The following is a 2,634-nucleotide window of genomic DNA, read 5'->3' on the forward strand; positions in this document are numbered from 1 at the left end:
GCGTTCCCTTTGGAGCCACTTTCTTGGGCAAAAAGAATGCGATTGTCATCCGGAGACATCCATTCTCACGCTTGTGCGCCTTGCCTCCATTACTCCAGCTGAAAGGGCGGAAGCTCCTCTTTAGGCACTTTGAATGCCAGTGGGATGCAGGTCACTGTCTCCGCCTTTTGCGGCCTGTCCCGCAGCAAATGGAGCAACAGCACCCTGACCTTTAGCCATTTCTCCTGCGGTACGTCGACGTCCACCCGAAAGTAACGCCGACCACTGAAGCCAGCGGCAACGGCAGGTGGCAAAATGACTTCAACATGGACCTCACCCACGCGGACCTCCTGAACGACATCGTAGCCACCGTGCCCCTGGTTGTCGCACTCAAAGTAAAGGTCGCCATACGGTCCCGGCTCGCCAGATTCACGCCTGCCGAGCGTCAAGTAATGGTCCTTCCCCATAAAGCGCAGGACAAAAACTCCCGGTTCAGGTTCATCGACGACAAGTTGGTAGGCAGTAAAGAAGATGGCAGTGCTTTTCATGTCTTCATTCCATAATACAGGCGCTGGGAACCCTCTCACCGGCTAACGGGACTTTTCCCAGAACGCCACAACCCTCGGGTGAGTTTCCCGCTTTGCCAGGCCCGGACACCAGGTGCGGTGATCCTGGGATGCGAACTCCGGGCACATTGGAACATCCGTTTTTCTGAAAGTGTGATACGCCACTTCCCTGGAGCCTTCGAAATAGTAGTAGCACTTTGCATCCTCCGCATAAATCCACCAGTCCCCAGAGCCGGTATTCATAACCTTCGGTTCAAAGCTCCATATGCTGGATTCCTTTGGAACAATGTAGACCGGCTCCATCGCCAGCCCCACCAGATTGCCCACAGCCCGTCGTGACAGGAAAGCGGCGCTACCCGCGATCAAGAAAATCACCAAAGCAATCGTGAGACAACGGGAAAATTTCCTCATGACCATACGGGGCGAAGTTCCCATGGCTTGGATTCATAGATGATCAGAATCATGGAAGAGGTAGTACGGGCAAATGCTCTGGGTGCCCTCCAGGGAAGGGCACACTCTCTCAATCATGGAGCGGACCGACCCAGATCGCAACCCTGTCAAATCCTCGCCCGCAATTTGCGCACATTACACGGGCAATTCCCAGCGCATCCTCCACTCCCTTTATTTGTCCATCGCGCAGCAGATCCAGGTAAACATCCCTGACCTCCGGGTTCCCCGTCCCCCAGGCGCTATTTGTACATTAAGCCAGCGGTAAGCAACAAAGCGACACTAGCTCCCAACGAAGGATAGATCATGGCCAAATGCACCACAATGATCAATATCGCAAACGTCCCTTTGGGGGCCGGCGCTCTTGTGGTCACTTTATAGTGATGGCGAAAGATTAAATAGAGCAATGGAATAGCGCTCAACCAGTGGATCAGAGGTAAATTGGATTCAAGCAAGTTCATGACAATTAGTTGAAAGTCTTCGTAACCCAGTCGTGGATGCCACGGTATCGTTGTCGCCTGTCTTATTCCCAACCCGGTTCCACCATCAACAACTTGAGGAACCGAATGCGTGAGCCACTCTTCAGACCGTCTGGCCTTCGGTGATTTTCCCAGCATGGAACAAGAGAGCTACGCCCAACAAAAAAACTCGACGCACTCAACCACCATGGAAATTTGTCTGAGTAGCTAGTTGTTGACCATGGGATGAAAGCGACCACCTTCCTTGTTGTCTGCTGGGACAAATTCACTTGTCCCTCATCCACGGATGACAGATTCAACATCCTCGCAAGTGAATAAGCCCGGAAGTGCAACCACAGAAGGAAAACGCCCATCAACGCATTGAGAGCGCCCAAAAGATAGAGAACGTATTGCAACCACATAATACGGCACAAAGATGTGTTTGACGGCACTTGGGACTACCCACCTTGAGAAGGTGATTGCCCAGGTTGAATCACTTAACCACGCTGGCAATTTTTGCACCGCTCAATGTAGTTGCCTCAATTGTACATCGTCAACGTCTTAAAAGCAGCCAACCCTTCTCTATCGGCACTTTAGCGCCGTGAACGCTCATCACCGACTATTGCTCTGAGCTCCGATTCCTGTATGAACTCCCACTTGTCCGCCGCATTAAACAACAGGCTTCTCGCTTCGTTTCCGCAGCCATCAGTGCGACGGCTTGCGTTATTTTCGCTGTTCAGGCCATGCCTCCCCACCTCGACACCCTCCTGGCAAACGCTTCAGACCTTTTTTCAACTCCAACCAGCATCTGAGCGGATGTCGTCTCAAAAGCAGCTGACTTTCACAGAGTTCATCTGTCTCCAAAGACTCGGTCGTCAGGCTGCGTATGGCTCGTGCATGCATCCCCCATCTTCATCTCCTGCGCTCCTTGGGATTCTGGCAGCGACGGGCTTCGCCTTCCTAATCAATGCTGGTCCGCTGCATGCCTCCGACTCGTCCCTCCCCTCCGCCAAACCCATTCCGCGAGTCCAGGTCACGCCGCTACCCAACTACGAATCCTCGTTCACCTATTTAGGGAAGGAGTTGACCCGGTTCCATTTTGACCCGGATTCCAAACGACCTTTTTGGTATCCGGCCCAGACGACGCTGGCACCATCAGTCATCCGGATGGGACATCCGCATGA

General features: G+C 53.0%; 2 protein-coding genes. Both read right to left on the reverse strand.

Annotated features, from left to right (window positions below):
- Nucleotides 1-89 precede the first annotated feature (89 nt).
- A complete protein-coding gene (locus VLA04_01915) occupies nt 90-527 on the reverse strand; it encodes a hypothetical protein (GenBank protein ID HSI20452.1) in 438 nt (145 codons plus the stop codon).
- A gap of 42 nt (nt 528-569) precedes the next feature.
- Complete coding sequence (locus VLA04_01920) at nt 570-956, reverse strand: hypothetical protein (protein HSI20453.1); 387 nt, start codon at nt 954-956, stop codon at nt 570-572.
- Nucleotides 957-2,634: the final 1,678 nt, after the last annotated feature.

The sequence above is a fragment of the Verrucomicrobiia bacterium genome (assembly GCA_035460805.1).
Taxonomy (GTDB): Bacteria; Patescibacteriota; UBA1384; order CAILIB01; family CAILIB01; genus DATHWI01.

Bases quoted from the DNA above. Each gene is read 5' to 3' on its own strand.
- VLA04_01915 (HSI20452.1), bottom strand. From the start codon at position 527: ATGAAAAGCACTGCCATCTTCTTTACTGCCTACCAACTTGTCGTCGAT.
- VLA04_01920 (HSI20453.1), bottom strand. From the start codon at position 956: ATGAGGAAATTTTCCCGTTGTCTCACGATTGCTTTGGTGATTTTCTTG.